18 protein-coding genes are annotated in these 24,688 nt (G+C 65.8%); 3 read left to right on the forward strand and 15 right to left on the reverse strand.

The genetic code is table 11. From position 1 onward, the window contains the following. Positions 1–956: 956 nt before the first annotated feature. The 3 genes from QZX93_RS09885 to QZX93_RS09895 form a co-directional block, all read right to left on the reverse strand. Complete coding sequence (locus tag QZX93_RS09885; protein ID WP_295387511.1) at positions 957–2,297, reverse strand: paraquat-inducible protein A; 1,341 nt, start codon at positions 2,295–2,297, stop codon at positions 957–959. Next, entirely contained in the window at positions 2,297–3,886 is a 1,590-nt protein-coding gene (pap, locus tag QZX93_RS09890; protein WP_295387509.1) for a polyphosphate:AMP phosphotransferase, read from the reverse strand. The genes QZX93_RS09885 and pap overlap by 1 nt, the downstream gene beginning before the upstream one ends. Positions 3,887–3,949: 63 nt before the next feature. Then, entirely contained in the window at positions 3,950–4,372 is a 423-nt protein-coding gene (locus QZX93_RS09895) for an acyl-CoA thioesterase (protein ID WP_295387506.1), read from the reverse strand. Positions 4,373–4,755: 383 nt separating this feature from the next. Here QZX93_RS09895 and QZX93_RS09900 point away from each other — a divergent pair, with 383 nt between their 5' ends. Together QZX93_RS09900 and QZX93_RS09905 are read left to right on the forward strand one after the other, a co-directional pair. Further along, positions 4,756–5,313: a hypothetical protein gene (locus QZX93_RS09900; protein ID WP_295387503.1), complete on the forward strand. Its 558-nt coding sequence runs from the start codon at positions 4,756–4,758 to the stop codon at positions 5,311–5,313. Positions 5,314–5,612: 299 nt separating this feature from the next. Further along, positions 5,613–5,954: a hypothetical protein gene (locus QZX93_RS09905; protein ID WP_295387499.1), complete on the forward strand. Its 342-nt coding sequence runs from the start codon at positions 5,613–5,615 to the stop codon at positions 5,952–5,954. 16 nt (positions 5,955–5,970) lie between these two features. Here QZX93_RS09905 and uvrA read toward each other — a convergent pair whose 3' ends face one another. From uvrA to QZX93_RS09965, 12 genes are all read right to left on the reverse strand, one after another. After that, positions 5,971–11,586: an excinuclease ABC subunit UvrA gene (gene uvrA / locus QZX93_RS09910; protein ID WP_295387495.1), complete on the reverse strand. Its 5,616-nt coding sequence runs from the start codon at positions 11,584–11,586 to the stop codon at positions 5,971–5,973. A 14-nt stretch (positions 11,587–11,600) separates the two neighbouring features. Then, positions 11,601–12,044 (reverse strand): DUF2721 domain-containing protein, encoded by a 444-nt coding sequence (locus QZX93_RS09915; protein WP_295387491.1) that lies wholly within the window; start codon positions 12,042–12,044, stop codon positions 11,601–11,603. A 9-nt stretch (positions 12,045–12,053) separates the two neighbouring features. Next, positions 12,054–12,353, reverse strand: a complete 300-nt coding sequence (gene cowN / locus QZX93_RS09920) for a N(2)-fixation sustaining protein CowN (RefSeq protein ID WP_295387489.1) — start codon at positions 12,351–12,353, stop codon at positions 12,054–12,056. Between the two features lie 11 nt (positions 12,354–12,364). Continuing rightward, on the reverse strand, positions 12,365–12,751 hold the full coding sequence (gene gloA, locus QZX93_RS09925; protein ID WP_295387487.1) for a lactoylglutathione lyase: 387 nt from the start codon (positions 12,749–12,751) through the stop codon (positions 12,365–12,367). A gap of 50 nt (positions 12,752–12,801) precedes the next feature. Further along, positions 12,802–15,036: a bifunctional (p)ppGpp synthetase/guanosine-3',5'-bis(diphosphate) 3'-pyrophosphohydrolase gene (locus QZX93_RS09930; RefSeq protein ID WP_295387484.1), complete on the reverse strand. Its 2,235-nt coding sequence runs from the start codon at positions 15,034–15,036 to the stop codon at positions 12,802–12,804. Between the two features lie 132 nt (positions 15,037–15,168). Further along, positions 15,169–16,410, reverse strand: coding sequence for a DUF1015 family protein (locus QZX93_RS09935; protein WP_295387482.1), 1,242 nt, complete (start codon positions 16,408–16,410; stop codon positions 15,169–15,171). A 115-nt stretch (positions 16,411–16,525) separates the two neighbouring features. Then, positions 16,526–17,551 carry an amino acid ABC transporter substrate-binding protein gene (locus QZX93_RS09940; protein WP_295387479.1) on the reverse strand — a complete coding sequence of 342 codons (1,026 nt, stop codon included), beginning with the start codon at positions 17,549–17,551 and terminating at the stop codon, positions 16,526–16,528. A 263-nt stretch (positions 17,552–17,814) separates the two neighbouring features. After that, entirely contained in the window at positions 17,815–18,096 is a 282-nt protein-coding gene (locus QZX93_RS09945) for a hypothetical protein (protein WP_295394567.1), read from the reverse strand. Positions 18,097–18,161: 65 nt separating this feature from the next. Further along, positions 18,162–19,109 (reverse strand): transporter, encoded by a 948-nt coding sequence (locus tag QZX93_RS09950; protein ID WP_295387474.1) that lies wholly within the window; start codon positions 19,107–19,109, stop codon positions 18,162–18,164. A 97-nt stretch (positions 19,110–19,206) separates the two neighbouring features. After that, positions 19,207–21,039 (reverse strand): arylsulfatase, encoded by a 1,833-nt coding sequence (locus QZX93_RS09955; RefSeq protein ID WP_295387470.1) that lies wholly within the window; start codon positions 21,037–21,039, stop codon positions 19,207–19,209. Between the two features lie 14 nt (positions 21,040–21,053). Further along, positions 21,054–22,079 (reverse strand): fumarylacetoacetate hydrolase family protein, encoded by a 1,026-nt coding sequence (locus QZX93_RS09960; RefSeq protein WP_295394569.1) that lies wholly within the window; start codon positions 22,077–22,079, stop codon positions 21,054–21,056. Between the two features lie 29 nt (positions 22,080–22,108). After that, positions 22,109–23,086: an MBL fold metallo-hydrolase gene (locus QZX93_RS09965; protein WP_295387464.1), complete on the reverse strand. Its 978-nt coding sequence runs from the start codon at positions 23,084–23,086 to the stop codon at positions 22,109–22,111. 153 nt (positions 23,087–23,239) lie between these two features. Between QZX93_RS09965 and QZX93_RS09970 the strand changes: the two genes are divergently transcribed. Then, complete coding sequence (locus QZX93_RS09970) at positions 23,240–24,229, forward strand: helix-turn-helix domain-containing protein (RefSeq protein WP_295387461.1); 990 nt, start codon at positions 23,240–23,242, stop codon at positions 24,227–24,229. The last annotated feature ends 459 nt before the right edge of the window (positions 24,230–24,688 follow it).

Raw genomic sequence — 24,688 nt, forward strand, 5'->3', positions numbered from 1 at the left:
GAAGCGATCCAGATCGCTGCGCGCCTCCACCGCGCGCCAGTCAAATAAGCTCAGTTCAATGGTCGCCATGGGGTCCTCCTGCAAAGGATCGTCTCGACAACGATATGATCCCGTGGCGGCCACCCTTTTGTATACCCCAGCGGGCTTTCATCAGGATGCCGGCCGGCTCTCGGCTAATATCCGTCGCGCCCGGGGGGCGGGCCGCGTCGGCGCCGTCGCCGCCACCCCGGCGGCGACGGGATGCCGCGAGGACCGGTCGCCCGCGCGATGATCGCGCCCCCGGTGCTGGGGTGAATTTTCGCTTCTCGCCCGACGCTATGCGCGTAAGCCCTTGATCGTTTGTTCTGCGCTGGGGTAAACGAAAATGTTCCCTACTCAGGCGGTTTGTTACTTCAGAGACTTACCGACACCGCTACCGGCTCCGGACGGAGGGCGAGCGAGACGGATGGAGCCACATAAGATAGCGGATGGACGAGGCGCCAGCCCCCTCCCCATCTCGGCGCAGGCATGTTGGAAGCAGGGCTTTCCGGCGCCCTTGATACATGAAGGCCTTGATCCGGTGGGAGCGGCTTTACCGTGAAAGTCGCCGCAAGCCAATGTCTTTGAAGTCTTTTTTACCTGAAAACGACGGAGGAACCCAGGAGTGCCCCGTTAGCCTGACAGACTTTCATGCTCCGGGGTGGTAGGTCCCCCTTCAATGGCCGTTAGCCGCGACGCGCCCTCGCAAGTTGCCGTGGCCTCGTCGCGGCTGAAGCCGCTCCCACGTACACCTTTCATCGTCCGGGGTGGCTGGTCTTGCTGCGATGGCCGTTCCCCCACCCCGCCCTCCCTCCCTCCCTCCCCCGATAGGGGAGGGAGAAGTGGAGCGCGCTCCCGGCGGGACTTTCACGGAAAATCCTCGTCCTCCAGTGGCCGGAGCGACGCCCAAGACCACCGCACCAGGCGGCGCGACGGCATCAACTCGGATGACTCTCCCCCAGCCGCGCCTCCAGAATGCTCGACAGCCACAGGCTGGCTAAGACGAAGCCCAGGAACAGATAGAAGCCCGGGGCCAGGATGGTGCCGTTGGTGGTCAGCACGTCCACCGCGGTGCTGGCCTGGCGCAGGTCGCCGAGTTGGCTGCCGACCAGGCCGCTGAAGCCGATATAGGCCATGAAGATGGCGATCACCAGCACATCGGCCATCGACCACTTGCCGGACTTGAGCGCAAAGAAGCGCACCGCGGCGGTGCCGCGCAGGCCGCGATAGTCGTAATAATACAGCCAGGTGGCGACGACCTTGATGGCGGGAAAAATGACGCTGAATACGACAATCAGCACCGCTACGAGGATCATGTCGGCGGCGCCGGTGCGCAACAGGATGGCGGCCACGTCGAATACGCTCTTGGTCTGAAAATAGAGCACCTGATTGGTAAAGGCGATCGGCTCACCCACCAGTTGCAAGGTCAATTCACTGATGCGCGCGTCGATCTCGATCATGGGCGTCAGCAGGCCCCCGAGCAGCAGGATCAGGGTGGCACCGGTGAGCAGGAAAAGCTGGAACGGGTCTAGCCCCGGGGGCCGCACAAGCGTTTTTTCCTCAGGTATGGAACGACCCGTCCAGGGGCCTAAACAGAGTGCGAACAGCACCCCGACCAAGCCGAACACACCCAGCACCTGATAGAGGATCGGCCGGTGGGCAGCGGCAATCTCAGCGCCCAGTTGCCGGTCGCAGGCGGCCACATCGGCACAGCGATGGGCGGCCAACAGGGCGTTGAGGAGGGAACGGTCGGTCTTAGCAAAGGTGGCGCCGGCCGCGCTTTGTATAAAGGCCTGGAGTTGCGCCTTGATCTCCCGCTTGGCCTCGGGCTTGGATAGTTCATCGACCACCTGATCCGCGTATTGCGGCACCTTGCGGCGCAGGCGGTCGAAGTCGATCACCAGGTCCTGCAACCCCTGCTGGACGATACCCTTGAGTTGATCGACCACCGAGCCGCCACCCTGAAGGTTGTGCCGACGCAGTGAGTGGTCGATCTCCACCAGCAGCGTATCCAGCACCTGCTCGACCGCCCGCTTGACCTGGGGCCGGTTGGCATCGGTGAGCTCGAAGGCCGCGATGCGCCGCTCCATGGCCGCGGAGATCCGCAGCACCCACTGGTCTGCATCGAGCAATCCATAGCGGACATTGTCGATCTCGCCGAGCTCGGTCTTGAGCGCCTTGACCCGATTCAGATCGCTGGTGAGATGCGCCGTGAGCAGCAGGGCCGCGACGAATACGAGAGCCGCCAGGGCGCGGCGGGCGATGAGTGCGGCGGACATCAGCCCTTGCCCTTGGCGTCTTTAGCGCCGGCCGGCGCGCCACTCTCCGCCATCGGGCGCTTATCGCCGCACGGCACATAGCCGGAGAGCGACGGACGCCCGTTCTCCAGCGCGGCCTTCAGTGCCTCGCAGATGGTGCGCAGCACCTTGACCCTGGCATAGTGCTTGTCATTGCCCTCCACCAGGGTCCAGTGGGCGTGTTGGGTACTGGTGCGCGCTACCATCTCATTGACGGCCTCCTGATAGGCGGGCCACTTCTCCCGGTTGCGCCAATCGTCCGCGGTGATCTTGTAGCGCTTATAGGCGGTCTCCTCCCGATCCTGGAAGCGCTTGAGCTGCTCGTCCTGGTCGATATGGATCCAGAACTTGAGCAGGACGATACCGCTGCCGACCAGTTGCTCCTCGAAGCGATTGATCTCGGCATAGGCGCGCCGCCATTCTGCATCGCTGGCGAAACCCTCCACCCGCTCCACCAGCACCCGCCCATACCAGGAGCGGTCATAGATGGTGATATAGCCGGCGCGGGGGACTTGGCGCCAGAAGCGCCAGAGATAGTGGTGGGCCTTTTCTTCATCGGTGGGGGCGGCGACCGGAATGGCGCGGTACAGCCGGGCGTCGATGGCACTGGTAATACGGCGGATGGCCCCACCCTTGCCGCCCGCGTCGACCCCCTCGAACATCAGCACGGTGGAGCGCTTGGCCTTGTAGGCGCTCCAGGCCAATTCGTTGATCTCCGTCTGGAGTTCGGTCATCCGCGTCTTGTACTTGGCCGCCGACAGCGACTTGGACAGGTCCAATTGGTCGAGTACCGTGATCTGCGCCTGGGGGCCGCTCGGCATGGTCGCACTGACGGTGCCGGCGCTCTGGTCCGGTGCGGCTGGGCTATCCAAGCGGGCGCGGATGGCGTGCAGCAGGGTCTGGCCGACCGTCAGGTCGCGATAACGCGCGTCCTCCGCCTCCACCAGATACCAGGGTGAGGTGCCCTGATCGGTATGCAGCACCACGCGCTCGGCCACCTGCTCGAAGGTTCGGTAATGCTCGGAGAACTTGGCCTTCTGCGGCATCATCTTCCAGCGACTGCGGTCATCGCGGGAGAGCGCATTGAGCGAGGCCTTCTGATTCTCCTCCGACATATGGAACCAGAACTTGACGATCAGTGCGCCGTCCTGGGTCAGCATCCGCTCGAACTCGACGATCCGGTTCAGCTCCGAGTCGAGCTCGGCATCCGTACACTGCCCCTGGAAGCGGTGCTCGATCGGGGCCGCGTACCAGCCGCCGAACAGGATGGTGATCTCGCCACGCGGCGGCAGGGTGCGCCAGAAGCGCCAATAGCGGGGGCGGGCGCGCTCCTCATCGGTCTCGTCCCAGAAGGCGAAGGTCTGCACGCCGCGGGTGTCCAGCCACTCATTGAGCCGGTTGACCACCTCGCCCTTGCCGGCCCCCTCCACCCCGGAGACCAGCACGACCACCGGGATATTGGTCTCCCGCAGTTCGCGCTGCGCCTCCAGGAGCTCTGTGCGCAACGCTTCCTGCTGCGCCTTGAAGTCGTCCTTGCTAACCGTACGGCCGACCTTCGTCGCCTCGAACATGGCTGTGGCACCTCGTTGCGGTGGATGGTTCTGCACCCAGTGGCGTGGCCGGGGTGCGGGTGTTTAGACCGCCGGCGTTGTGGGTCGCGGGATGGTTCTGGGGCGCCCCTGCGCATCCACAGCGACATAGACAAAGACCGCGTGGGCGACCTGGCGGCGGCTTTTGGGGTCGGGCTCGCCCTGCGCCCAGACATCCACCTCGACACTGATGGAGGTGTTGCCGATGGCGAGCATCCGGGCATGGAGCTCGGTGAGGTCGCCGACCAGCACCGGGGCGAGGAAGCGGAACTCCTTCACCGCCACCGTGGCAACCCGCCCCTGGGCCGCTTCGATCGCGATGGTGCTGCCGGCCACATCCGCCTGGGACATGATCCAGCCGCCGAAGATGTCGCCGTAGGCGTTGGTGTCGGCCGGCATGGCGACGACACGGATCGCCAACTGCCAGGCGTCCAGACGACGGGGTTCCGGGTGGGCGGGGTCGCTCATGGGCGCGGCCGACGCGGGGGGCGTGTGGGGTTCAGGGTCATCAGTCCGTCCTCGTTAGAACCAGGGGCGCTCGACGGCAACCAAGCTGCGGATCATCGCATATCCGCACCGACCGGTCAGCCTGGCGCGGGCGCCCTCCCGGCAACAGTAAAGATTGATGCGGCTTTTGCCTGCCCCTTTCCCCTACAATGCACGCCAAACCGTCGACGAGGCGTCGCGCTCAGGGGGTTCGGGTGACCGGGCCGCCGCCGTGGCGACAGCGGGGCCCGCTTTTTTGGTGCGGCCAAGTCGTCCGAAGGGTTGCACCCTCCCCTGCTACCCGGCCCCCAAGCGGCCGGGATGCCGGGGCTCAACTACCAGTGAACACGAGGCTAAATGCGCGTATGTCTTCCGAAAAAAAGGGTTTTTTGAATAGTGGCGCCTTGAAGGCTGGGGTGATCGGCGTGGGCGTCGCCGCCAGCGCGGTTTATCTTTTTGCTGAAAACTTTATGCCGGTTCCAGCCCCGGCCGATCCGGCCACCATTGCGGCGCGGCTCAAGCCGATCGGCAAGGTCACCTTGACCCCGCCGCCGGCCCCCGTGACCCCGGCCCCGGAGGCCGCACCGGCTGAAGCGGCCGCCGCCCCAGCCGCCGAGGCCGCGCCGGCGCCGGCCGCGGCCGCAACGACACCCGCGGCCGACGCTACCGCACCGGCCGCCGAGGCGGCACCAACCCCGGAGGCGGCAGCAGTCGCACCGCCGGCCGAGACCGAAGTCGCGGTAGCCGCCGAGACCCCCGCGGCGCCGGTCGAGGCACCGGCCGCCCCCGCGGCGGCAGTCGAGGCCCCTGCGGCACCGGTCGCCGCCGAGACCGCTCCCGCCGCGGCACCGGTCGAGGCCGCAGCACCGGCGAGCTGGTCGCCGCTCGATATGCTGCCCTGGAATCGCCCCGCGCAGCGCTAGCCATCCTGGGTCGTCATACCCCGCTGAGGAACTCAGCGCAAGCTGTCGGGCAGGGATGCCCCGCTGAGGTCGGTGAGGGCCGACCACGCATTTATTCTTTGCCGCGCTTCACTTGAACTCGCGGGTTTAGACATGATGCCACCGAATCATAGGAAATACATGAGAAGGCTCGCGCTGCCATTCCTGTTGACGGGAATGGGACTCTATCCCGAAGCGGGATATGCGGAGCAATATCTCTCCCTCTACTTTGCCGGATTTGTAAGCACTTTAGACCGGGACCACAAGCCAACGAAGGATACATGGAGTATTTCGGTCTTTCCAAGGCGTTTCAGTATAAGAAGTGGCGCTTCGATGCGGGTGCAAACACGTTCGTCGAGGCCTACAGTCAACGCAGCTACGACCTCTTTATCAATATCGCTCACGCTGACTTTCGTTATAGCTATTTTACACCGATGCTGGGATTGAACTGCGCATATAAAGGCGTAAAAAATGGAACTAACAACATGGGGGTCTTCTGTTTTCCAATGCCAAAGCTACGCATTGGAAAAGACAGCGGGTTATTTGCACTGATCAGTGCGATACCTCTATTCCCGCCCTACACCAATGGTTATGCTGCGTTGGAACTCGGCTACGCCTGGTAGCGAGCGGTGCCGCAGATTAACCCTGCGCCTGCTTGGTGAGCCACTCCCGCAACGCCACCGCCGTCGGCAAGTCCCCGCCCACCGCCGCAATCTCCTCCGGCGTCCCCGCGGCCACTACTTGCCCGCCCGCCTCGCCGCCCTCGGGACCCAGGTCGATGACCCAGTCGGCGGCGGCAATCAGGTCGAGATCATGCTCGATGGCAATCACCGTATGGCCGGCATCGACCAGCCTGTGCAACACGGCGATCAGGCGTTCCACGTCGGCCATGTGCAGGCCGACGGTGGGTTCGTCCAATACATAGAGGGTCGGCCGGGGGTGGGTACCTTCGGCGCTCACGCGGGCCTTGGTGAGTTCGGTGACCAGCTTGATGCGCTGGGCCTCGCCACCGCTCAAGGTCGGGCTGGCCTGACCCAGGCTCAGGTAGCCCAGGCCCACCTCCTGCAACAGGCTCAAGGGGTGGCGGATGGCGGGGTGAGCGGCGAAGACCTCGACCGCCCGGTCGACGTCCAGCGCCAGGACCTCGCCGATGTCGAGCCCCAAGTAACGTACCTCCCGCGTCTCGCGATCGAAGCGGCTGCCGCCGCAGAGGTCGCAGGGCACCCGCACGTCCGGCAGAAAGCTCATCTCCAGGCGCTGCACGCCCTGGCCCTCGCAGGCCGGGCAGCGCCCGCCGGTGGTGTTGAATGAGAAACGCGCCGCGCCCCAACCCTGAATGCGGGCCTCTGTCGCCGCGGCGAAGAGCTTGCGGATGCGGTCCCAGAAGCCAACATAGGTGGCTGGGCAGGAGCGCGGGGTCTTGCCGATGGGGGTTTGGTCGACCTCGAGCACCCGGCTCAGTGCATGCCAGCCGGAGAGCCCCTCGCACCCATGCAGTACCGCACCCCGCCGCGACGCACCCGCCGCCGACGCGCCGCGCTGAGGACGACCACCCGGGCGCCCCGCGCGAACCGCCTCATCCGCGTCCCCCAGCAATCCCTTCAGGCTGCGCACCAGCACATCCCGCACCAGGCTGGACTTACCCGACCCCGAGACCCCGGTGACACAGGTAAAGCGCCGCAGCGGCAGCCGCACGTCCATCCCCTTCAAGTTATGCAGCCTGGCACCGCGGATCGCCAGCCACTCGCCCTTGCCCGGGGCCGGCCGGCGCGCCTGGGCCTCGCGCCCATGACCGCGGTCGCGCGCCAAAAAGCGGCCGGTGACGGAGTCGGGGGCGGCGATCAGGTCCTGCGCCGTCCCCTGTGCGACCACCCGGCCGCCCTGGACGCCGGCCCCCGGTCCCAGGTCGATGACGTGCTCGGCGCGGCGGATGGTCTCCTCGTCGTGTTCGACGACGACGACGGTATTGCCCCGGTCGCGCAGCCGCGTCAAGGTATCGAGCAGCCGCCGGTTGTCCCGGGGGTGCAGCCCGATGCTGGGCTCATCGAGCACATAGCAGACCCCTTGCAGGTTGGAGCCGAGCTGGGCGGCCAACCGGATGCGTTGCGCCTCGCCGCCGGAGAGGGTCGGCGCCCCTCGGTCCAGGGTCAGATAACCCAGGCCCACCTGGGCGAGGAAGGCGAGCCGCTCGCGCACCTCCGCCAGCAGATCGCGGGCGATGGCGGCCTCGCGCTCGGTGAGTGCCCAGCCGGCCACGACCTTGGTGGTCGCCGCGACCGTGAGGGCGGAAAGCTCGGCGATGGAGCGCCCCCGAAAGCGCACCGCCAGGCCCTCCGGATTCAGGCGCGCGCCGTGACAACGGGTGCAGCTCCGATGCTCGCTCCCCGGCTCCAGCCACTGGTCCTCCTCCCCGGTCTGTTCCCCATCGAAGCCGACGAGCTCCAGCCCGGAGCCGAAGCAGGCTGGGCACCAGCCGTGCTTGGAGTTATAGCTGAAGAGTCGCGGGTCCGGCTCCGGGAAGGCGCGCCCGCAGCCGGGGCAGGAGCGCGCCGTGGAATACGGTGTCTCAGCGCCCCAGGCACCGCCCGCCAGCCTCACCACCCGCACTAGGCCCTTGCCATGCTCCAGCGCCAGATCGAGCAGGGTACGCAGCTCGCCCTCGGCCGCCGGGTTGACCCTGACCTCGCCCACCGGCAGGTCGATGGAGTGCTCGCGGAAGCGGTCCAGACGCGGCCAGTTGCGGGTATCGACCGGCTCACCGTCGACGCGCAAGACGAACCACCCCTTGCGCAGCGCCCAGGCGGCCAGCTCGTTGTAGAGCCCCTTGCGGGCGACGACCAAGGGCGCCATGAGGACGACCGCTTGGCCGCGCTCCTCGCGCAGGATGCGCGCCAGGATCGCCTCCCGGTCCAGCGGCTCGATGGGCAGGTCGCACCCCGGGCAATACTGGGTGCCGAGCTTCACATAGAGCAGGCGCAGGAAGTGGTGGATCTCGGTCTGGGTGCCGAGCGTGCTCTTGGCCCCGCCGCGGCTCACCCGCTGCTCGATGGCCACCGTGGGCGGGATGCCGCGCACCGCCTCCACGTCCGCCCGGGCGGCGGGCTGGACGAACTGGCGGGCATAGGCGTTGAGCGACTCCAGATAGCGCCGCTGGCCCTCGGCGAACAGGATGTCGAAGGCGAGCGTACTCTTGCCGCTGCCCGAGACACCGGTGATGACGGTAAAACGCCCGCGGGGGATGGCGACGGTGAGATCCTTGAGGTTGTGCTCGCGGGCGTGGAGGATGTCGATTGATTGGACGCCAGCCGGAGCGGTTTGGAGTGCCTGCCAATACGCCGGCGCCGGGGCCTCGGCGATGGCGCCGCCCCCCGTAGGAGCGGCGCCCACGCCGCGACCCATCCCATCAGCCACAGTGCCGCCCAACCCGGTCACACCCCCGCCGCCGGCCGCTTGCCCCAGGTACTCCAGCAACGCGAGCCCGGTATGGCTCCCAACCTGTCGGGCCACCTGCGCCGGCGTGCCCACGGCGACCAGTTCCCCGCCGCCGTCGCCCCCCTCCGGCCCCAGGTCGATCACCCAGTCGGCCGCCGCGATCAGGTCCAGGTTGTGCTCGATCACCACCAGCGAATGGCCCTCACCGAGCAGTCGCCGCAGCGCCGTGAGCAGCACGGCCACGTCCGCCGCATGCAGCCCGGTGGTCGGCTCGTCCATCAGGAACAAGAGCCCCTGGCCGGTCGACCCCAGGCCAGTGCGGCCCTTGGTCCGCCCGGTCTTGCTCAGATGCCCGGCCAGCTTCAGGCGCTGCGCCTCCCCGCCCGACAGGGTCGGCACCGGCTGGCCCAGGCGCAGGTACCCCAGACCCACCGCGGTCAGCGGCTCGAGCGCCCGCGCCAGCTCCCGATCGTCCGCGAAGCGGGTCAGCGCCTGCGTGGCGGTGAGGTCCAGCACGTCGGCGATGGAGAGTTCCCCCGGCAACCGCACCTCCAGCACCTCCGCGCGGTAGCGCCGCCCGTCGCAGTCCGCGCAGCGCAGATAGACATCGGAGAGGAACTGCATCTCCAGGTGCTCAAAGCCGTTGCCCCCGCAGGTGGGGCAGCGCCCGTTGCCGGCGTTGAAGCTGAAGGTCCCGGCGGTGTAGCCCCGCTCCTTGGCGAGCGGCAGCACGGCAAAGCGCTTGCGCAGCACGTCCAGTGCGCCGACATAGCTCGCCGGATTGGAGCGCGAGGTCCGGCCGATGGGCGACTGGTCCAGCAGGGTCACGTCGGCGATCAACTCGTCCCCGTCGATGCCGGCAAACGCCCCGGGCGCCTCATCCGGGTGACCCTTGCGCTGGCACAGTGCCCGGTAGAGCACGTCGCCAATCAGGGTGGACTTACCGGAGCCGGAGACCCCGGTCACCACCACCAGCCGCCGCAGCGGGATCGCGACATCGAGCCCCTTCAGGTTATGGGCGCGCGCCCCGCGGATGCGGATGCTGGGCCAGTCCGGCGGGGGTGGCTCCGGGGTGTGGGGCGGCGCCACCCGGCGACGGCCGGCCAGGTAATCGCCGGTGACTGAGCCCGCGGCGGCCAACAATTGGGCCGGCGTTCCCTCAAAACAGAGGTGTCCGCCGTGCTCCCCGGGCCCGGGGCCGATGTCGATGATGCGATCCGCCGCGCGCATCAGCTGCGGGTCGTGCTCCACCACCAGCAGCGAGTTGCCCTGATCGCGCAGGCGATGCAGCACCCCCACCACCCGGTCCAGGTCGCGCGGATGCAGGCCGATGCTCGGCTCGTCCAGGACGAACAGGGTATTGACCAGCGAGGTGCCGAGTGCGGTGGTGAGATTGATCCGCTGCACCTCACCGCCCGAGAGTGTGCGCGACTGGCGGTCCAGGGTGAGATAAGGCAGGCCCACCGCGCACAGATAGCCCAGGCGGGAGCGGACCTCGGTGAGGACCAGGTCCAGGGCCTGGTCCAACGCCCCCGGCAAGGCCAACCGCTCAAAAAAGTCTCGGCAGCGCTCCACCGGCAGAGCCATCAGGTCTTGCAGGTTGAGTCGATGGGGCGCGTCCCCCAACCGCCACCCGAGCGCATCGTCCTTGAGCCGTGCCCCTCGGCAGGTCGGGCAGAGGTCATAGGAGCGATAGCGCGACAGCAGCACCCGCACATGCATCTTGTAGGCGCGCCCCTCAAGCCACACGAAGAAGCGGCGGATGCCATACCAGACCTTCGTTTCCCACTCACCTTCGCCGTCGATCACCCAGTCGCGGTCGGCCTGGGACAGGTCGCGCCAGGGCACGTCGGTCGGGACGCCGCGGCGCTGCGCAAAGGCTATCAGCTCTTCTTGGACCTCCGCATAACTCTCCGACTGGATCGGCTTGATCGCCCCCTCGATCAGCGATTTTCCCGGGTCCGGGACCACCAGAGCCCAGTCGATCCCGATGGTGCGACCGAAGCCGCGACAGGTCTCGCAGGCACCGATGGGTGAGTTGAAGGAGAACAGATTGGGCACCGGGTCGCGGTAGCTGCGGTCGCAATCCGGGCAGTGCAGGTCGGCGGAGAAGCGCTGCGGCGCGCCGATCTCCTGGTCCGCCCCAACCGGATAGATCAGGACTCGGCCATGGCCACGCCCGAGCGCAGTCTCGAGCGCCTCCAGCGCACGCCCGCGGTTCTCGTCCGTGAGCCGCAGCCGGTCCTGGACGACGGTGAGCACGGGGCCGTCGTCCACCAGCAGCCTTACATAGCCCTGCTGGGCGAGCATCTGCCGGACCTCGGCGGCGCCGAGCGACTCCGGCACCGCAACCTGGAAGCAGACCTGCACCCGCGGCCGCTCGGCCACCGCCGTCAGGTGTACCCAGATAGACTCGGGCGTATCGCGCCGGACCTCCCGCCCACAGCCCCGGCAGAACAGCCGCGCCGCGCGGGCGAACAGCAGCTTGAGATAATCCGCCAGCTCGGTCATGGTCCCCACGGTCGAACGGGAGGTGCGTACCGGGTTGGTCTGATCGATGGCGATGGCCGGCGGGATGCCCTCGATCCGGTCGGCCGCCGGCCGGTCCATGCGGTCCAGGAATTGGCGGGCATAGGGCGAGAAGGTCTCGACATAGCGCCGCTGACCCTCCGCATAGACCGTATCGAAGGCCAGCGACGACTTGCCGGAACCCGAGACCCCGGTCACGACGATCAATTCGCCTAATGGCAGGTCGAGATCCAGGTTCTTGAGATTGTTCTGGCGGACCCCGCGCAGGCGAATGCAGTCGGGGTGGTGCGGCATGGGGGGGACTAGCCTCACTTCAGAACGGGGCCGAAGCGTAGACCGGCAGTGGCCAGCAAGATCTCGCGCAGGAGCATGGTCAGCGCGCAGATAAAGGCCAGCATCGCCGAGATGAACAAGATGGCCACGGCCGTGCCGGTGTTGAATGAGAACAAGGCGCTGAGAAACATCAAGGCGATCACCGCGCACACCAGGAGTAAGGTGAAGGTGCAGAGCGCGATGGACAGACTGATGACGCGGGCCCGCCGCTCCAGTATCATCATCTCGGCATGGAGTGGGCCGTTGTTGTCCGTCTCAGCCGGGACCACCCCCTCGACCACCCGCGCCCGATCGACGATGCGCGACAGTCGGGCGGCCATGACCCCGAGCACAGAGCCGACCCCGGCGATCAAAAAGACCGGCGCGACCGAGAGCTGGATAAGATGTGAAATATCCGAGATCGCTGGTTGTGTGGGCATAGTGAACACCTAGCAGCATTCGACTTCAAGCGTTTCAAGCAGTTCGGCCAGGTCCGGTTCATCCCAGCGCTCGAGCAGGTCGCGCAGGTCATTTAAGTGGCAATGCAGATGGTACAGCTCATCATGGGCCGGCCCCTTGGTGCCATTGAGCTTGGCCTGGAAATAATCCCAAAAGGGGTCGGCTCGCCCGTCCCGGCCAATCGCCTCGCACAGGGCCGCGACGAGTGCCCCGGCCTTGGCGTCGCAGTCGAGCCCGACGAAGCTGAGATAGCGGTCGGTGGTCCTGTCGTTATTCGATTCAGTTTTCAACACCGGCCACCTTATCCCTTGCGCCCAATCAGTTCAATCGCATAGCCGTCGGGGTCCGCCACGAAGGCAATGATGGTGGTGCCCGCATTCATCGGCCCCGCCTCACGGACGATCTGTCCGCCCAGCGCCCGGATCTGGGTGCAGGCCTGGTAGACATCATCCACCTCCAAGGCGATATGACCGAAGCCAGTACCCAACACATAGGCGCTCGTATCCCAGTTATGGGTCAGCTCGATGACCGCCTGATCGGACTCGGCCCCGTAACCCACGAAGGCCAGTGTGAAGCGGCCCTCCGGGTAGTCCTGACGGCGCAGCAGGTTCATCCCCAGCACCTTGGTATAGAAGTCGATCGACCGATTCAGGTCGCCGACCCGCAGCATGGTATGTAGAAGTCGCATAGCGTTCTCTCTATTTTGCGTTGATTTTCGGCTTGACCGATCATTATTGGTTAATAGGCACGCCGGACCTCCAGCACATCGGGCGTCTGGGCGAGCTTGGCAAGTACCCGCTCCAGATGGGCCATATCGCGCACCTCGACGGTGAAGCGCATGGCGGCGGTGTCGGTGGTGCGCTCCGAGTGTGAGTTGACACCCAGCACGTCGATGTCCGCGTCGGCGAAGACGGAGGTGATGTCGCGCAGCAGACCTTTGCGGTCGGCGGCGATGACCAGCAGGTCCACCGGATAGATGGCGTCAACCGGCTGGTCGGCCCAGCGCACGCGTAGCAGTCGGTCGGCCGCCTCCAACGGCAGGTGGCGGACGTTAGGGCAGTCACGCCGATGGACGGTGATCCCGCGCCCGCGGGTGACATAACCGACGATGGCGTCATAGGGGACCGGCTTGCAGCAATGTGCAATCTGGGTCAGCAGGTCGTCGACACCCTCCACCACCACCTCGCCGACACCGCCCTTGGGCTTGGCGGTGGGTCGACGCGGCTCCGGCTCCCGCGCCTCCCCACGCCCCTCACCGCGCCCCTCCGGGGTACGCGGCTCGCCCACCTGACGGGCGACGACGCCGACGCTCAGGTCGCCGCGCCCGATGGCCGCCAGCACGTCGTCCCCGCGTTTAAGGTTGAAGTGTGGGGCCAGTTGGTCGAATTGGGGCTTCTCGGCGATCCCGAGGCGCCCCAATTCCTTGTCCAGGGCAGTGCGTCCGGCTTGGCAATGCAGGTCGTAGTCCTGACGCTTGAACCACTGGCGGACCCGGTTGCGGGCATGGGCCGTGGTGAGATAGCCATGGTGCGGGCTCAACCAATCGCGGCTGGGTGCGGCGTTTTTCTGGGTGAGGATCTCGACCGTCTCGCCGCTGCTCAACCGATAGATCAGGGGCACGATGCGCCCGTTGACCCGCGCCCCCCGGCAACGGTGGCCGACCTCGGAATGGACCTCGTAGGCAAAGTCGAGCGGGGTCGAGCCCTTGGGCAGTTCGATGACCTTGGCCTGGGGGGTGAGTACATAGATATGCGTGGGCGCGAATTCGGACTTGCCGCGCTCCAGGATGCCGCTGGCGTCCTCGCCCTCGCTCTTGATCTCCAGGAAGTTGCGCATCCAGCTGATACGGCGCTGGAACTCGGCATCCGGCCCCTTCCCGGCCTCCTTGTAGGCCCAGTGGGCGGCCACCCCCAGTTCAGCATGGTTGTGCATTCCATGGGTGCGGATCTGAATCTCCAGCGGCTTGCCGCCGGGGCCGGTCACCGCGGTGTGCAGCGACTGATAGAGGTTCCCCTTAGGGCTCGCGATATAGTCGTCGAACTCCTGCTGGATATGGTCCCAGAGCCCGTGGACCAGACCCAAGGCGGCATAACAGTCGGCCACCGTGTCGACCAGGACGCGCACCGCGCGCAGGTCGAAGATCTGTGTGATATCCACGCCCTTGCGCTGCATCTTACGCCAGATGCTGTAGATGTGTTTGACCCGACCGCTCACCTCGGCGGCGATCCCGGCCTCGGCGAAGGTGCGCTCCAGCGTTGCGATCACGTCATGGATATAGCGCTGGCGCTCCTCGCGCCGCTCGTCGATGGCGCGGACGATGCGCTGGTATGCCTGGGGCTCCAGATAGCGCAGCGCCAGGTCTTCCAGTTCCCACTTGACCTGCCACATGCCGAGCCGGTTGGCTAGCGGGGCATAGATGCGCTGGGTATCGCGGGCGATGCGGTCGCGCCGCTCCCGCTCCAGGTTCTTGACCGCCCGCATGAGGTGCAGGCGCTCCGCCAGGACTACTAACACCACCCGCACGTCCTCGGCAATGCCGAGCAGGAGGCGCCTGAGGTTTTCCTCATGCTCCTCCTGGTCCTTGGCGGCGATAATCGCCTCCACATTGGCGATCTGGCCGATCCGCGCGAGATCCCCGACCATGCGGGCAATGCCGGGACCGAAGCGGTCCGCCAATTGCGCCTCGGTAGGCTCACCCTGCCCCAGGCAGCCGTTGAGCAGGGCGGCGATCACGGTCTCGTGGTCCATGTGCAATTGCGCCAGGATGTCCGCGGTGGACAGCACGTGGCGCACATGGGTCTCGCCGGTCTCGATGCGGCGATCCCCCCGGCAGCGGGTGAGTGCGGCGCAAGCCCCGGCGATCAGCTCGTGCTCCTCGCGGGTATAGTTGGGCGCGAGGTTATCCAGCCAGTGACGGATAGCGGCGTCGTCCTCGCTGCCCTCATCGGGGAGGTTGTAGACTGCTTTGACCATAGGGGAGTGCCTCCGGCGGTTAATACAGCGAAGCACAGGTCCCGATACCATTCGGGGGCCTTGATCATCCTAGCCAATTTCCTGCCGGCTACTGGATAGACGAAGTGGTATCGGGAGTTCCGCTTGGCGGTATTAGTCCAATACGTGACTGACCAATCCGTCCGCCAGCTTGGGCTCGAACCAGGTAGACTTGGGCGGCATCACCTCACCGCAGTCGGCGACCGCCATCAACTCGTCCATCGCGGTGGGGTGCAGCGATAAGGCGATGGCCATCTCGCCCGAATCCACCCGTGCGCTCAAGGGACCGAGGCCGCGGATGCCACCCACGAAGTCGATCCGCTCATCCCGTCGGGGGTCCAGGATGCCGAGCACCGGGCCGATCAGGTTGTCTTGGAGCAGGCTGACATCCAGCCGCGCCACTGGGTCCGTAGCGGGAATGAGTTCGGGGTTCAGGGTCAACCGATACCATTGACCCGCCAGGTACATCCCAAACTGGCCATGGGCGGTCGGCTGGAGCGGTTGCGCGACGGCCTCGATGGTGAAACGGGTGGCCAGGTGCTCCAGCAGTGACTTGGGGGTGTGGCCGTGCAGGTCACGCACCAGGCGGTTGTAGGGCAGGATCTGCATCTGGTCGTGGGGGAAGATCACGGACAGGAAGAAGTTGTAGGACTCCGCTCCGGTGTGGTTTGGGTTGTCGGCGTGGCGCGCCGCTGCCACCCGGGAGGCAGCGGCGGAGCGGTGATGCCCGTCGGCCACGTAGAGTGAGTCCAGAGCCGCAAAGGCGGCGGTCAACCCGTCGATGGTCGGCCGGTCGGCGATGGCCCAGAGCTCATGGCGCACCCCGTCCGGGGCGGTGAAGTCCACCTCAGGGGCGGCAGCGCTCACCCGGTTCAACACCTGGTCGACGGTGGGTGTGGCCCGATAGACCAGGAACACGGGGCCAGTCTGGGCGTTGAGCGTATCGATATTGCGCACCCGGTCGTCCTCCTTCACCGGGCGGGTGAACTCGTGCTTCTTGATCCGCCCCGCGTCATAGGCGGCCACCGCGGCGGCCGCCACTAGGCCGGTCTGCACGTGAGCGCCCATGGTCAGGCGATAGCAGTAATAGTGCGGCGCCGGGTCGCGCACCATCACACCTTGCGCGATCATCCGCTCCAGATTCTCCCGCGCCTTGGCATAGACCGCCGCAGCATAGGGGTCGGTGTCCGGCGGCAGGTCCACCTCCGGACGGGAGATGTGCAGGAAGCTCAGTGGACGGCCCTCCACCATGGCGCGCGCCTCCTGCGCGTTCATCACGTCATAGGGCGGGGCGGCCACCTCGGCAGCACGGCCGGCAGCGGGACGCAGACCGGCGAAGGTTTTGATTAATGGCATGATAGAACTCGCATTACACTCTTGATTGTCGATTTGTGATGGTCTATTTAATAATCGACTGAGGAAGCGCTTTTCTTCTCAAGTCGAAAATCTGCAATCACAAATCCAAAATTCATTAGCGGGCAGACGGGGCATATAAGACCCCGCCATCGCGCCACAGCGCGTTGATTCCGCGCGTGATCTTGAGCGGCGATCCCTCGCCCAGGTTGCGTTCGAAGACCTCATCGTAGTTGCCCACCTGGCCGATGATCCGGTAGCTCCACCCCGGGTCAAGCCCGAGCAGCTTGCTGGTGCGTCCGTCCACGTCCAGCAGCAGCTGCATATCCTCCGAGCGGGCACGCGCACGCGCCGTGTCGACATTGCTGGAGTCGACCCCGGCCTCCTCGGCGTTGATCAGCGTAAAGAGCGTCCAGCGCACGATATCGAACCAGCGGGCATCACCGCGGCGAACCGCCGGTGCCAGCGGTTCTTTGGAGATGATCTCAGGGAGAATGCGATGGGCGTCCTCGCCCGCCATCTCGGCCCGTAGGGCATAGAGTTGAGACAGGTCTCCGGTCAAGGCGTAACAGGCGCCGTTCAGATAGGCCTTGGCCGCCGCCGGGGTGTCGGGGAACTCCTTGAGATCCAGCTCCATGTGGTTACGAGCGAAATAGTCGCGCACGTTCTCCGGCCCCCGCGGCGCGGCGGCGCAGACCGGCTGTTTGGAGAGCTCCCGGGCGCTCATGGTGCTGGTGCTGCGGTGGACCATGAAACCTTGGCCGTCGTGGTAAAGCACACCGACGAAGGTGACACCCGGAGCAAGGTCTCGCGACAGGGTCCAACTGGTGTTGCGCGAGAGCAGGTCCACACGTCCCTCGCGCAACGCATCGAAGCGTGTCTCGCTGGGGATAGGGACCAACTCCAGCTTGTCCTTGTGCCCGAGCACGGCGGCCGCCACCGCCCGGCAGAAGTCCACGTCGAGCCCGCTCCAATCACCCTTGGTGTCTTTGAAGGAGAGACCGGGAACGGCGCCATTCACGCCACAGCGCAGGACGCCACGCGCCTTGACGTCCTGGAGGGTGTCGGCCGAGGCAGGTGTTGGGGTCAGCGGCAGTAAACACAGGAGGATCAGGGCAGTAAGCCAACGGGAGTGTTGCTTCATCGGTGCTCTCCAGACGGGGCAATGTTCAGGCGCTGGCCGCGCGGGGTCTTGACGCGCGCCGATCGCCGCCGGGCAAGGCGAGGGCGACAGGTTCACGGGCGTTGATGTCGTAAGCTTACCGTGAAAGTCGCATGGGCGCCCGGTGGGCGCGGTTTCAGCCGCAACGCCACCACGCGCAAGCTGCCACGCCTCCCGCGGGGTACTTTCATCGTCCCGCGTCGCTGACCCGCTGCCATGAACGTCCGCCTGGGTCGGACCGCGCGCTATGGTATCAGCATGGGCGGTAGCGGGCGAAGGGACCGGCCGGGTCGAGTCCGCCAACCTGTCGGATGGTTGCCCCGGCTCTCCCGCGTCAACCCGGCCCGGATGGCGAGAAATCGCTGGACCCGCTGGTGCAGCAGCTCATCCACCAGATCGAGTAGGCGGCTCTCCTCGCTGGAGACGATGGTCACGACGGGATCGATGGCGCGGATCGAGGTCGCGATGTCCTTGGTCGGAGCGACCTCGTCGAGTATTCGGAGGGTCTTGATCAAAAATCCGCCCATCCCGGTTACGCCGCCACCGGCGTCAGCTCGGCGGGCTTGGGAGCGGTACCCGCGAGCTGGCCCTGCTACTCGCTCTTGAGTCTTCGCGAGCCTTCAATGAGGGGGTGCCACCCATAGACGAGCGTGGCCATGAAGCCATCCATGCGCAGCGCGTCAGGGGCGTTATCGTTGATCGTCGACTTGTAACCGAGGGTCAGATTCAGGTTACTATTGATCGCATAGCCGAGCGTGAGGCCGACACCGATGTTATTGAGCGGCTTGCCGGCGACACCATTGATGGTCGCCTTGCCGCCGCTGAACCAGGCGCCGTCAAGCGACGCCCATAAGGTCTCGGTGAGGTCGCGTGTCAGGTGTGCATCCAACTGAAACATCGGAGCCGTCTTCATCGTCTGTCCGACAAAGTTGTTATTGTCGCCAAAGAGCCAAACGGCCGGCAGCAATTCCAGGGTCGTGCGCCGGCCCGGCACCCAGGGGCCCAGCTGCCAGATGACGGGCAGACCGAAGCGCCCATACCAGCGATTCTGACCAAGGTTCAGTGGTTGTTTGCTGTTGTATTCGCCGATGGGCAGTGCCAGATCGGCCAGCAGGTCCACGGAGAATCCCGGCTCGTAGCGCATGACGTCGGGGATGTTCTTCTGCGCCGGCGGCCCCAGGACATTGATGTTGAACTCAAGCATCGGGTCGCCAAAACCGCTGGCCGATTGGCGGAACGTCCTGCCGGCCACGGTCACGTCGCCCGAGATGCGTCCCATGGGCAGGAGGATGGCCGCCATGGCCGAGCGATCGAACAATGAAAAGGTGCGCGCATAACCCGCGATGGCCATGGTGGCGCTAAAGTCCGCATTCGGTGTCACGATATGCGCCGGATCGAAGGGATTGGTATTGCCATTGATCGATTCGAAGATGAGCGGCACCGCATTGGAACCCGACAGCGTGTCCCAATAGAAGCGTGCCGGCGTTTGCGCCAGCGCCGGCCTGAGCGCGCCCATGGTGAGCAGCGTGATGACGGCCAACCAGGACCACCAGGGCGCCTGTTTCATCTGAGCGTCGTTTATGTGCATGAGATCTCCAACCGTCTTAAGGATTCGTTCATTTTTGGATCGGCCACGCTCAAGGCTTGGGATCGGCCAGCATATCCGTGGGTGGCACGAACTGTCGCTTATAGATCAAGGGCGGATAGCCAGGGTCGTCCGGGACACGCGGCGGCAGCTGATCCTCAAGGGTTTCAAAGGTGGAGCGGCTGGGCAGGATCACGTTATTGGTGCGGACATAGCTGTCCCAGAGCCCAACCATCTGCCGCACCTTGTCGGGGCGTTCAGCGGCCAGGTCCTTGCGCTCGGCGGGGTCCGCCGCGAGGTTGAAAAGCTCCCACGCGGCCTTGCCAAACGGCTTGTATTGCCAACGCAGCTTCCAATCCCCCTGTCGCACCGCACGATTGCCAAAGATCTCCCAAGCAAGGTAGTCCTGTGTACCACGCGGCGCCGGCGCCTGGCCGCTCAGCATCCGGCGCCAGGAGCGACCGATGAGCTTGGGGACCGGTCGCCCGGCGTTGCTCGTCGGGTAATCGACACCGGCAATCTCCAGCAGGGTCGGCATGATATCGGCCACGTGCATGAGCCCATGGTTGATACTCCCCTTTGGCCGCTCGACCGTCGGACCACTGACGATGAGCGCGTTGCGGATGCCGCCCTCCGCGACCCAGCCTTTGTATTGACTGAATGGCGTCATCGACACCTGAGCCCACATCGGGCCATAGCTGACATAGGACCCCGGATCACCCCAAGCATTCAGGTGGGTCTGCGACCACTTGATCGCCGCGAAGAGGAAGTCACGCGACCCGGGCGAGCCCGCGATCATCTTAAACAAATCGTTGCCCTCGGCACCATTGTCGCCGAACACGATGAATAGCGTATTGTCATACTCACCGATCTTCTTCAGATGATCGATGAGCCGGCCGATGTGGAAGTCCATGTTCTCCATCATGCCGGTATAGAGTTCCATCTTCTTGCCGAGGGTGGCCTTGGCCGCCGGCGCCAGCGTGATGGGATCGGGGACGAACCACATGCGTTCGGCGAGCGCCGTGCCCGGGGGCTGAATGCCAAGCGCGATCTGGCGCGCCAGCCGCTCCTGGCGCACCGCGTCCCAACCCTTGTCATAGGCGCCGACATGGCGCGTGCGCCATTCCCTTGGGAGATGATACGGATCATGGGGCGCCTGGTGGGAGACATAGGCGAAGAAGGGTTTGCCGTCGCCATGATTGGCATCGATGAATCCAATCAGCTTGTCGGTGTAGGTCTTGGTCGCATAATAGTCCTTAGGTAGCGCCGTGAGATAACGCCCATCCTCGGTGAAGACCGACTGTGGCGCGGCGCCGGTGAAATTGGTCATGTCCCAGTAGCTGCCTGCCCCGTCGAGCAGCGAGAAGTCGCGCTCAAAGCCACGCGCGGCCGGAATCAGCTCCGGCGCCTTGCCCAGGTGCCACTTGCCGACCATGTAGGTGTGATAGCCGGCACCCTTGAGGAGTTGGGGCAGCGTGAGTACCTGGTGGTTGAGGTAACCCTCGTAGCCGGGTACTTGGCGTTGATTGGGCGCGGTCCACTCGTCCATGTTGCCCAGGCCATTCACATGAGTATCGACCCCGCTCAGCAGCATCGAGCGGGTGGGTGAGCAACTTGCGTGGGTGTAGAAGTTGGTGAAGCGCACCCCCTCACTGGCCAGGGCGTCGAGGTTCGGCGTCCTGATCTCGCTGCCAAAGGAGCCCATATCGGAGAACCCCATGTCATCGCCGAGGATGATGACGATGTTCGGCCGGCGGGCCCCGCTGCCCGCGGTGTCGGCAGGCGCGGCCAGACAGACCGCCAGACCGAAGAATCCAAGCGCGCAGATCAGGTTGCCCGCCTTTCGCAGGGTGGAGCGCAGCGAGCGCGGCAATAGGGTCGTCATCAGCAATTCCCGTTTCAACAAAAACGTTGCAGCGCCGGCCGCAGTGGCCAGCGACTGGGCAGCAGCCGGCCCGCCGGCTGGGCAAAGCGGCAGCGCAGGGTTCCCAACCGCTCAAAGCAAATCTCGATCGCGGCGCCCGGATCAAGGAAGTCGTCGTGATCGAGACCGGTGCAATCCGGAATGGTGCCGAACCCCATGACCGTTCCGGGCTTGATGGACGTGATGAATCCGAGCCAGGCGAAGACCTCCTCGGCCTTGTGATCGATCTCGGTCGTCGAGCCCTGGTAGCGGACCTGCCCATCGACCTTGACCACGACCTCGAGCGCGTACGGATCGCCGACCTCGTCCGCGGTGACCAGGTACGGGCCGAGCTGATTGCCCTTGTCCATGTCCTTCGCCAGGCAGAAGCCGCCGAAGAGCTCCTGCGCCTGCACGTCGCGGGCCGAGACGTCGTTGAAGATGCAGAAGCCCGCCACCGGCTGCTGCGGATTGCCGTAGACGACGGCCAGCTCGGGCTCGATGTCCAGGCGTGACGTATAGAGCGGCCAGGGAATCGTCTCGCCGTCGCCAGCGATCGAGTTCATGTTGCACTTGTAGTAGGACAGGCGCTCGGGCACGCCTTCGGGCGGCGCCGGCGGCTTGGTCAGCACCATCTTGGCGAAGGCTTGCAGCATCGGGGCGGTCTGCGGGTTGTCCTTCTCGTATCTCATCATGGTTTCAGCAGAGCTCTTGAGATGCCGCGGCGTCAGCCCGAAATCGAACAGCGCAGTCACCTCGACCGGCTCGTGCAGCCGCACGTCCTGAACCTTCGGTTTCTCACCCTCGGGCCACTCGACCAGACGCGCCTCGCCCCACGCCGCCAACTCGCGCGCTGCCAGCTCGCTCGCCGGCAGGCCGGCCAGGTAGGCTCGGCTGTCGCTCAGCTCGGGCGCGGCGACCCCGCTGCGCTGCGTCAGGGTCGTGAATGCGACCGCACGGTCGCCGATGACGATGCCGAAGCGGGGCTTCGAGTCGCCCTGGGAAAAGCGGATCAGTTTCATCTTGGTATTCCTTGTCGTTGGGTTTCGGGTCAGAACTCGACCGCGATGCCCTTGGCCTTGGCCACGGCGAGCACCGCGTCGAAGACCTGCGCGTGGTCCCAGGGTGCATCGGCGGCCTCGTTGCGGAACTCCCGGTAGGCGCGCTCGACGTTCATGTACAGGCGCGCCGGACCGCGCCACCCGCCATAGGGTCCGAAATCGATCGCCTTGGAGGCCGCCAGGGCGCTCAACCCCTGCCCGAAGCAGCGCCTGGATTCCTCTCGCACGTATTCCAGATAGGCCTTCATCTCGATCGCCCCCTCGATCCCGCACACCGGTCCATGTCCCGGCACGATGGCCGTCGGCTTCAGCGCGATGATGAAATCGAGCACCTTCAGCCACTTCTCGTAGGTGCCGTTCCAACCCATGGGGGTGCAGGCGCGGAAGATCACATCGCCGGCGAAGACGACGCCCTCCTTGGGCACATGGATGATGGTGTCGCCGATCTGGTGGCAGGGCCCCACGTAAATGAGGTGTACTTCCGTGCCGTCCAGGTCCAGCAGGTGTCGCTCCTCGAACACGGTAGTCGGGAGCACCAGCTCGATGCCGTCAAAGTCGTAGTCCTGTTGCAGTTGCCGCGCGATGGCCAGCACGCCCGGGTGCAGGGCCTTGAGCAGCATCCGCGTGAGGAAGCGGTCGGCCCCCTTGAGCAGTTGCCGGGTCTCCCGCGGGTCGGCGACCTTGGGCATCAGTTCCCTGACCGTGCGGTGCGCAATGATCTCGGCGCCCGCGAAGAGCTGGTTCCCCCAGACGTGGTCCCCGTCCTCGTGCGTGTTGATCACCCGCTTGGGCATCCCCGGCCAGACCGTGCCGAACAGCTCGATCATCTGGCGCCCGTGGGGCAGGTCCGATTGGGTGTCGATGACCACGCCGCCGCCGAGATTGATGAGCCCGGAATTCGCATCGCAGACACGGTTGCTCTCGTTGAGCACCGCGAAGCAATTTTCGCTGACTTGCTGAAGTTTCATTGGGTTGGGTCGTTGCGGTGCGCGCCTGGTCCAGTCTCGCCTGACCCCGGACGGGCCAGGCGCTCCGGCTCGCTAGACCTGAAGCAAGAACGGGTTACACTAGGGCCAGGCACCTGGGCCGTCTATCGGAATTCCGCAACGCCAACATTCGTGATGAGCCGCATCACCATCGACTCCCCCGCGGTCCGGGTGACCGAGATCAACGACCCTGCGTCGGCCGACGCGGGGCTGGAGCTGATCGACCTGGATGCGGTGCAACTCCAATCCAGGCCCCTGCGGGCGCGGCGCGTACTGGTGCGCCTGGGGAGCGCCAGCGTGCTTTTCCAAGCCAGCAACCAGCGGCTGCGCACCAACACCAGCGTACACCGGGGGCTGCTCGGCTATGCCACCTTCGGCCCGCACGCGCGCGGGACGGTCAACGGGGTGCCGGTCGGCCCCGGCATGCTGTTGGCCGCGGCGCCGCAATCCACGGCCAGATTCGTGGTCGAGCCCGGCTGGGAGAGCATCAGCTTCCTGCTCCCGCCCGCGGAGCTCGCGCTTCATCGCAGGTTGCGCCAGTGGGAGGGGGAACTGCGTCTGCCGCAGGGGGTGGAGACCCTACAGGCCAGCGCGGCGCTGGTGTGCGGGCTCTTCGACTGGGGGAAACGGCTGGTGGAGACCGCCGCAGAACAACCCGCGCTGTTCAACGGACGGGAGACCGCGCGCGCCGCCGCGCAGGGCGAGTTGATCGATGCCCTCCTGGCGACGCTGCAGCAGGCCAAGGATCGCGAGCCCGGCCGCGGCGACCGGACCCGGCGCTCGCGCAGCCAAATCGTGAAGCACGCGGAGGAATACGCCGTGGCCCTGACCGGTGCGGATCTGCGCGTCAGCGACCTCTGCCGCGTCGCGGGCGTCAGCGAGCGCACCCTGGAATATGCCTTCAAGGAGGTCATGGCCCTGACGCCGGTGGCCTATCTGACCCGGCTGCGGCTGCATCGGGTCCGCAAGGCCCTGTTGGCGGCGCCGCCGGGGGCGACCACCGTCTCGGCGCAAGCGCTCGACTGGGGCTTTTGGCATTTCGGCGAGTTCGCGCGCGCCTACCGGGAATGTTTCGGCGAGCTGCCTTCGCAGACCTTGCTACGCAGGCCCGAGCGGCACGACTAACCTGCAGCGCCCACCAACCGGGCGCGCATGCGCATCATGACTGAGCGCAGGTGGCGGAACAGGCGCGACACCGGGGAGACGCTCGGAGAACGCGACAGAGGCTGGTATGCTGGCCCCCAATTCAGCCCGCTCGCCCATCCCGAAAAAGCCGATGCCGCCAGTTCAAACGAGACGTCGCCGCGCCGCCCGTTCAGCCCTCGTGCTCGGCTTGCTCGCGGGTTGGACCTTCCCAGCAACAGCGCCGGCCGCACCGCGCCTGCACTGCCAGGTCGAGCAGGGCGGCACCTCCCAGTCGCTCGAGTTCGCGCCGGTGGCCGATTGTTAGCGGCTGTCAAAAGCCGCGTAAAAATGGCGAACTCACCTGCGGATCGCACACGTACCATGGATCGAAAGGCGGGCGCTTACGCAGGAGCGCCCGTACGTGACGGATCAGAACGGATCGAGAGGATCGCCGGGGTC

Source organism: uncultured Thiodictyon sp., from assembly GCF_903946935.1.
Taxonomy (GTDB): Bacteria; Pseudomonadota; Gammaproteobacteria; order Chromatiales; family Chromatiaceae; genus Thiodictyon.

Excerpts from the sequence above, each read along its gene's own strand:
- QZX93_RS09885 (WP_295387511.1), bottom strand. The coding sequence starts at position 2,297 with ATGTCCGCCGCACTCATCGCCCGCCGCGCCCTGGCGGCTCTCGTATTC.
- QZX93_RS09945 (WP_295394567.1), bottom strand. The coding sequence starts at position 18,096 with ATGGGCGGATTTTTGATCAAGACCCTCCGAATACTCGACGAGGTCGCT.
- QZX93_RS09905 (WP_295387499.1), top strand. The coding sequence starts at position 5,613 with ATGGAGTATTTCGGTCTTTCCAAGGCGTTTCAGTATAAGAAGTGGCGC.
- QZX93_RS09940 (WP_295387479.1), bottom strand. The coding sequence starts at position 17,551 with ATGAAGCAACACTCCCGTTGGCTTACTGCCCTGATCCTCCTGTGTTTA.
- QZX93_RS09900 (WP_295387503.1), top strand. The coding sequence starts at position 4,756 with ATGTCTTCCGAAAAAAAGGGTTTTTTGAATAGTGGCGCCTTGAAGGCT.
- QZX93_RS09895 (WP_295387506.1), bottom strand. The coding sequence starts at position 4,372 with ATGAGCGACCCCGCCCACCCGGAACCCCGTCGTCTGGACGCCTGGCAG.
- QZX93_RS09915 (WP_295387491.1), bottom strand. The coding sequence starts at position 12,044 with ATGCCCACACAACCAGCGATCTCGGATATTTCACATCTTATCCAGCTC.
- QZX93_RS09930 (WP_295387484.1), bottom strand. The coding sequence starts at position 15,036 with ATGGTCAAAGCAGTCTACAACCTCCCCGATGAGGGCAGCGAGGACGAC.
- QZX93_RS09970 (WP_295387461.1), top strand. The coding sequence starts at position 23,240 with ATGAGCCGCATCACCATCGACTCCCCCGCGGTCCGGGTGACCGAGATC.
- QZX93_RS09935 (WP_295387482.1), bottom strand. The coding sequence starts at position 16,410 with ATGCCATTAATCAAAACCTTCGCCGGTCTGCGTCCCGCTGCCGGCCGT.
- QZX93_RS09960 (WP_295394569.1), bottom strand. The coding sequence starts at position 22,079 with ATGAAACTGATCCGCTTTTCCCAGGGCGACTCGAAGCCCCGCTTCGGC.
- QZX93_RS09965 (WP_295387464.1), bottom strand. The coding sequence starts at position 23,086 with ATGAAACTTCAGCAAGTCAGCGAAAATTGCTTCGCGGTGCTCAACGAG.
- gloA (WP_295387487.1), bottom strand. The coding sequence starts at position 12,751 with ATGCGACTTCTACATACCATGCTGCGGGTCGGCGACCTGAATCGGTCG.
- QZX93_RS09955 (WP_295387470.1), bottom strand. The coding sequence starts at position 21,039 with ATGACGACCCTATTGCCGCGCTCGCTGCGCTCCACCCTGCGAAAGGCG.
- pap (WP_295387509.1), bottom strand. The coding sequence starts at position 3,886 with ATGTTCGAGGCGACGAAGGTCGGCCGTACGGTTAGCAAGGACGACTTC.
- uvrA (WP_295387495.1), bottom strand. The coding sequence starts at position 11,586 with ATGCCGCACCACCCCGACTGCATTCGCCTGCGCGGGGTCCGCCAGAAC.